Source organism: Microcoleus sp. A003_D6 (genome assembly GCF_036702825.1).
GTDB lineage: Bacteria > Cyanobacteriota > Cyanobacteriia > Cyanobacteriales > Microcoleaceae > Microcoleus.
On record NZ_JAUBWA010000215.1, the window covers coordinates 1 to 6,664 of the forward strand.

Annotated in this window: 4 protein-coding genes and 1 tRNA gene; 4 read left to right on the plus strand and 1 reads right to left on the minus strand. The window is 48.1% G+C overall.

From position 1 onward, the window contains the following. Positions 1-408: 408 nt before the first annotated feature. Complete coding sequence (locus QUB70_RS31190) at positions 409-561, minus strand: hypothetical protein (protein WP_332985625.1); 153 nt, start codon at positions 559-561, stop codon at positions 409-411. A gap of 146 nt (positions 562-707) precedes the next feature. Between QUB70_RS31190 and QUB70_RS31195 the strand changes: the two genes are divergently transcribed. From QUB70_RS31195 to QUB70_RS31210, 4 genes are all read left to right on the plus strand, one after another. Further along, a complete protein-coding gene (locus QUB70_RS31195) occupies positions 708-4,091 on the plus strand; it encodes a beta strand repeat-containing protein (RefSeq protein WP_332985626.1) in 3,384 nt (1,127 codons plus the stop codon). A gap of 276 nt (positions 4,092-4,367) precedes the next feature. Next, positions 4,368-4,439, plus strand: a tRNA-Gly gene (locus tag QUB70_RS31200). A gap of 54 nt (positions 4,440-4,493) precedes the next feature. Continuing rightward, entirely contained in the window at positions 4,494-5,441 is a 948-nt protein-coding gene (gene trhO, locus QUB70_RS31205; protein WP_332985628.1) for an oxygen-dependent tRNA uridine(34) hydroxylase TrhO, read from the plus strand. Between the two features lie 330 nt (positions 5,442-5,771). Further along, positions 5,772-6,428: a glutathione S-transferase gene (locus QUB70_RS31210; protein WP_332985629.1), complete on the plus strand. Its 657-nt coding sequence runs from the start codon at positions 5,772-5,774 to the stop codon at positions 6,426-6,428. Positions 6,429-6,664: the final 236 nt, after the last annotated feature.

Here is a 6,664-nt window from a genome sequence, read left to right on the forward strand (position 1 = left end):
TAAGTTTCCCACGATCCAGATCAATGTCAATACTACCCTTGACAATTTCCCTTTTTCCTTAACTTGTCACCAATGGTGTCGTGCTGGTTGCTGCTTGTCCCCCTCGCGGGGAAGAGATGGAGCACAATTAGTGATTTTGACACACAGCACTACACGGATTTTGACACGGATACACGGATGGTTTGACTCGTCTGATACCATTTTTTTAAAGTTATGACAGACTTTCGTCAAAAGGTAAACGAGATTACAAAGCCCGGTCGTCCTGGATCTCTATCGCATCTTTAGAAAAATGGTATTAGTATGTTTTCCGCAACCTGCGATTGTTGGGCAGCTATTTTAACCTACATTCCGCAATGCCGTGTTTTCCTGCGGTGTCGCTGCAAATCAGGAGACGGCATTGCCGTGTCCCTACAAATATCCTCCGGGTAGGGAAACGGCAGTGCCGTGTCCGACTGCGGTGTTGCTCCCGATCGGGCGATCGTTGCTGAATTTTTTTAATTGATATGTGCGTACATACAGATTTTGTCGATCGTTCAAATATGCAGATAGGAATAATAACATCTTTTGCCGCAAATACAACAAACTTTGCCGCACAAAAAAACTTTGAAAAATTGCATAATTTTTGAGGAAAAGCCCTGATAGATAATTAAGGGTCAGGTGCCGATGTAAAAATCGCCCTCGCCTGTTATTCGTAAGCAGGAAAAAAGATGGCAACACTTCTCGGTACATCCACAAATGACATTCTCGTCGGCACGTCACTCGATGACAACATCTCAGGCCTTGAGGGCAATGACACCCTCAGTGGCTTAGATGGCAATGACACCTTGAATGGCGGTGCAGGAGACAACAGCCTCAGTGGGGGCGAAGGAAATGACATCCTCAGTGGCTTTGGCAAAAGTACCCTGGATGGAGGGTCAGGTAATGACAATCTTAGAGGCCTTGACAATAGCATCTTAGATGGCGGTACTGGCGATGATGTACTTGGGGCAGATGGTCAAAACATCAGCCTGTTTGGCGGTGAGGGGAATGACTTTCTCTATGGCGATAATTTCTCCTCAAATAACACCTTAGATGGGGGTGCTGGCGATGATACGCTCACTGCCTCCACTAGCAATGGCGGCATGGTGTTGCGAGGAGGTGGAGGCAACGATAGCTATGTATCTCCAGTGACTGGAGTACCAAGTCAGATTCAGGACACCGGTGGTACAGATCAGCTCTCCGTTAGAACTTTTTCCCTGGCGGGCACAGAGGTTTCTCTATCCTTGTCACCTGGAAAGCTAGGATTATCTCGACAAGGTACTAGCCTGCTGATTGACACCAACGGAGATGGGGTAGCCCGCCCTACGGATGATTTGGTGATTTTAGACTTTTTTGGTGCATCGCCGACTGTTGGGGGTGTTGGCTTAATCGAAACCATCAATAACCTCTCTGGTAGTGCCATTCTCGCTGCTAATCTCACGGAGGCTACGGTAGCAGGCGGGCTCAGTGCACTCACCGGTACTCCCGGCAATGATAACCTCACAGGTACTGCCGGTAATGACAACATCTCAGGGCTGGGCGGCAACGACACCCTCAATGGCTTAGATGGCAATGACACCTTGCTAGGCGGTGAAGGAAACGACAACCTCAGTGGAGGTGGGGGAAATGATTCCCTGATTGGTGGCTTCAATGGCACTGACACCCTTGATGGCGGCTTAGGCAATGATTATCTGAGTGCAACTGGCAATCTCGCTGGTGGCGATGGAGATGACACGCTTTTTGGAAGTTTCTCTTCAACCTTGGATGGCGGTGCAGGCAATGACTATCTCAGTGGTGGCGGTAATAGCATTGTAGAAGGCGGTGCTGGCGATGATACGCTCTTTACCGGATTTGGCGGAAATACGCTGCGAGGCGGTGCAGGTAGCGATCGCTATGTCATGCAAGATAATCAGCAGAGTCAATTTCAAATTCAGGATACAGGTGGTATCGATCGCTTAGACTTTGTTAATTTTAACGACCAAATCAGCACCAGCCCTACCTTGTCGCTGTCGCTGTCATCAGGAAATACAGGCTTGGCCCGACAAGGCACGAGTTTACTGATTGACATCACCAAAGACGGAATCGCCCGCCCTGTCGATGACATTGTGATTTTAGACTTCTTCGGTGCATCGCCGACGCTGGAGGGTGCAGGCTTCATCGAAACTGTGGGCAACCTCTCAGGTACGGCGATTCTCGCTGCTAATCTCACTGAGGCTACGGCTGCACCAGGAAGCAATTCACTCACTGGTACTCCGAACCCTGATAACCTCACAGGCACTGCCGATAATGACAACATCTCAGGGCTGGGTGGCAATGACACCCTCAGTGGCGTTGACGGCAACGACACCTTACTAGGCGGTGAAGGAAACGACAACCTCAGTGGAGGTGGGGGGAATGACTCCCTGATTGGTGATGACGGCGAGGACACCTTGGATGGGGGTGCCGGTAATGACATTCTCAGTGGAGGTTTCGTTGGCAAGGATAGTTTGGCTGGTGGGGATGGGGATGACACGCTGCGAGCCGGCAGTGACTCTACAACTTTGGATGGCGGTGTCGGCAATGACAGCCTCTTGGGTAGCTCCAGAAGCCTTCTTTTGGGGGGAGACGGCAATGACTATCTCGGTGGTAGTGGTGGTAGCACCTTAGAAGGAGGTGCTGGCGATGATACGCTCAATACCGCATTTGGTAATGGCAGTGTGCTACAAGGCGGTGCAGGTAATGATCGCTATCTAATCCGGCCTGATGTGGCGACTCAAATTTCACTTCAGGATGCTGGTGGCATCGATCGCCTAGACTTTACGGATTTTAGCAACGATATCAGTACCAGCCCTACGCTGTCGCTGTCGCTGTCATCGGGAAGTACAGGCTTGGGCCGACAAGGTACTAGCTTGCTGATTGACATCAACCAAGACGGAATCGCTGACCCTGCTAAGGACGTGGTGATTTTAGACTTTTTCGGTGCATCGGCGACTGTTGAAGGTGCAGGCTTCATCGAAACTATGGGCAACCTCTCAGGTACCGACATCCTCGCTGCTAATCTCACTGAGGCTACGGCTGCACCAACACCTACACCAGCAACCACACCAACGCCTACAACGCCAACACCTACAACACCAACACCTACAACACCAACACCAGTAACAACACCAGTCACAACGCCAATACCCGCAACAACGGTAACAACACCAGTCACAACCCCAACACCTACAACACCAACACCTCCACCGTTTACACCCGCGTCTGCTCTCAACCTGACACAGCCGATCGCGCCCACATTCACCAACCGGCCCGCACCAAGCGAATTGCCACAGATTCTCGGCACCAGCGGCAACGACGCGATCGTTGGCAGCGAAGCTAACAATATCTTGTATGGCAACCAGGGTAACGACACCGTGGGAGGCAATGGCGGCGACGACATCCTATTTGGCGGCAAAGGCGATGACGGTGTATTCGGCGATGCTGGCAACGACCTCTTGTTTGGCAACCTGGGCAACGATACCCTTGTCGGCGGCGACGGTGCAGATACCGCATTAGGTGGCAAAGCTGACGATTTGATATTTGGCGGCGGTGGTAACGATGTCCTCGCAGGCGAACTCGGCAACAATACTTTACTCGGCGACGAGGGTAGCGATACTCTGTACGGCGGTGAAAATAATGATGTGTTGTTTGGCGGTAGCGGCAACGATTTCCTCTACAGCACAAAAGGTAACGACATCTTCGTTGGCGTTGACTACACTGCTGCTAATCCAGGCCGCGGCGAAATCGATACGCTGATTGGCGCAGAAGGCAATGATACTTTCTTGCTGGGAGATGCAACTAAGTTCTACTACAACGATGGTGTCGATACCGGCACTGGCGCAGCCGACTACGCTTTGATTGTCGGTTTCAACCCGATCGAAGATATCCTCCAACTTCAAGGTGCTCCCAGCACTTACCAGTTAGGCGCTTCTCCCACAGGATTGCCTGCTGGAACCGCTATTTTCAAGAAGACTGGGAGCTCGGAGGAATTGATTGCGATCGTCCAATCAGTTTCTTTCCTGGCTATTGACAGCAAATCTTTGCGGTTCGTCTAACGGCAAAGTCTCGATCGCCCTCGATCGGCGGTTGAAACCGCTTCTTGTCATGCGAAGTCCCTCTCGCTTGAGACTAAGAAATTTAAGTTAGATTAAGTCCTGCCTTTGGTGCAGGACTTTTTTGTCGGGTGCAGGGGCGATCGGCTGTCGCCCCAAATTGATTGTCAAAATGGTATACTCAAAATCAGAAAATAGTTGTATGATGTTTATCTAGTCATTTTTTACTGCGACGCCTCGAATGTTAAAGAAGGTAAAAGCAGCTAAAAAACACTAAGCGCGGGCGTAATTCAGCGGTAGAATGTCAGCTTCCCATGCTGAACGTCGTGGGTTCGAGTCCCACCGTCCGCTTTGACTGAATTTTCATAGAATTATGAAAATTAATTAGTGCTATGAATTTAATCTATGGCTTATTTCTTAACCGCTGCTTTATATAAGTTCGTTGAACTACCAGATTTTGCTGACTTGAAAGCACCCCTACTCGATTGTTGCAATCACAACAACGTCAAAGGCACTATCTTGCTGGCAGAAGAAGGCATCAATGGCACGATCGCAGGCTCATCCGAAGGCGTACGCGCAGTGCTCGCATTCTTGCGCTGTGACGCGCGTTTTGCTGATTTGGTTCACAAAGAATCTTTCTCAGAAAAAGCACCGTTTTACCGCCTGAAAATACGCTTAAAACGCGAAATCGTCACGATGGGAATACCGGATATTAATCCATCCCTCATGGCTGGCAAATATGTTAAGCCTGATGAGTGGAATAAGCTGCTTGACGATCCCGATGTTGTCGTAGTTGATGTGCGTAACGACTTCGAGGTATCTATGGGTACTTTTGAAGGCGCTATTAATCCAAAAACAAAAAGCTTTTCTGAGTTACCTGAATGGGTGCTGCGGGAAACTGCTTTACGCGATAAACCCAAAATAGCAATGTTTTGCACGGGTGGTATTCGCTGCGAAAAATCTACTGCTTTTTTGCGCAGTCAAGGTTTTGATGAAGTCTATCATCTCGAAGGCGGAATTTTAAAATATTTGGAAACGGTGCCGGAAGCAGAAAGTCGTTGGGAAGGTGAATGTTTTGTCTTTGATGAACGGGTTTCTGTTGGTCAGGGGTTAAAGCCGGGTAACTATGAACTTTGTCGCGGTTGTCGTCACCCAATTAGTCAGGAAGATAAGGCTTCTGAATTATTTGTACTTGGTGTGAGTTGTCCTCATTGTCATGACTCAAAAACTGAAACCAAAAAACAAGCCTTATCTGAACGTCAACGTCAGATTGAGCTTGCTAAGCGTCGCAACCAAGTACATATCGGCGCACGCTACGATGCGAAGGAAAAAGTAGATGGTGCGATCGAATAGTATGAGTAAACTCCCAGAAACCGGGTTTCTCTGAAAAACCTGGTTGGGTGATTTGAAATCTAGGAAGAAACCCGGTTTCTAACTCAAGTATTAGCGCGTTTCTCAAAGAAACCGGGTTTCTCTGAAAAACCGGGTTTGGCGGCGTGAAATCAAGGAAGAAACCCGGTTTCTGACTCTAAAGCCTTCCTTCTTCCTAATGACTACTGACTAATGACTACTGACTAATGACTACTGACTAATGACTAATGACTACTGACTAATGACTAATGACTAATGACTAATGACTAATGACTAATGACTAATGACTACTGACTAATGACTAATGACTATATGTCAGCAACATACCCAATTTTGTATTCCTTCCGCCGCTGTCCCTATGCTATGCGCGCACGATTGGCGCTGATGGTTAGCAATCGGGTGTGTGAGTTGCGGGAAGTTGTTTTGCGAGACAAACCACCAGAGATGTTGGAAGTATCTGCCAAAGGTACGGTACCAATATTGATTGATGTTGACGGGCGCGTACTCGATCAAAGTATCGATATCATGTTGTGGGCATTGAGACAGCACGATCCTGAAAAATGGTTGATGCCACAGCAAGGTTCTGTTACAGAAATGCTAGCATTAATTGCTGAATTTGATGATAAATTTAAATATCATCTTGACCGTTATAAGTACCCCGATCGTTATCCCGGTGTTGATGCCCAAGTACATCGTTATGAAGGTTCTTTATTCCTGGACAAACTAAATGCACAGTTAAGCGCGACTAAATATTTGTTTGGTAACAATGTAGCATTGGCTGATATGGCGATCGCACCTTTTGTTCGTCAATTTGCTCATACCGATAAAGGTTGGTTCAACCAACAGCCCTGGCCTGGGCTACAAGCTTGGTTAACAGAGTTTACAGACTCAGAAATGTACGCTAGTGTGATGCAGAAATATCCCAAATGGGAATCGGGGAATGCAGGCGTGGTTTTTGGGCGATCGTAATTATACGCAATCAAGAGACAAGATTGCTTTCATTCGCTCTCAGTTCTTAAAAATATCTGCGTTTATCTGTGTTAATCTGCCTGACATCTGCGGTTGACGTATCAATCAAAGATTTATGTAATAAGTCTTTGATGCAATGTTATTCTAGTCGCTCACACGTTACCTTAATGTCGGCAGAAGGCTCCCGCTAAACCATCGGGGGATTTATCGAGCTCCGCGAGTACCCCCGATGGTTT

Excerpts from the sequence above, each read along its gene's own strand:
- QUB70_RS31190 (WP_332985625.1), bottom strand. The coding sequence starts at position 561 with ATGTTATTATTCCTATCTGCATATTTGAACGATCGACAAAATCTGTAT.
- QUB70_RS31195 (WP_332985626.1), top strand. The coding sequence starts at position 708 with ATGGCAACACTTCTCGGTACATCCACAAATGACATTCTCGTCGGCACG.
- trhO (WP_332985628.1), top strand. The coding sequence starts at position 4,494 with ATGGCTTATTTCTTAACCGCTGCTTTATATAAGTTCGTTGAACTACCA.
- QUB70_RS31210 (WP_332985629.1), top strand. The coding sequence starts at position 5,772 with ATGTCAGCAACATACCCAATTTTGTATTCCTTCCGCCGCTGTCCCTAT.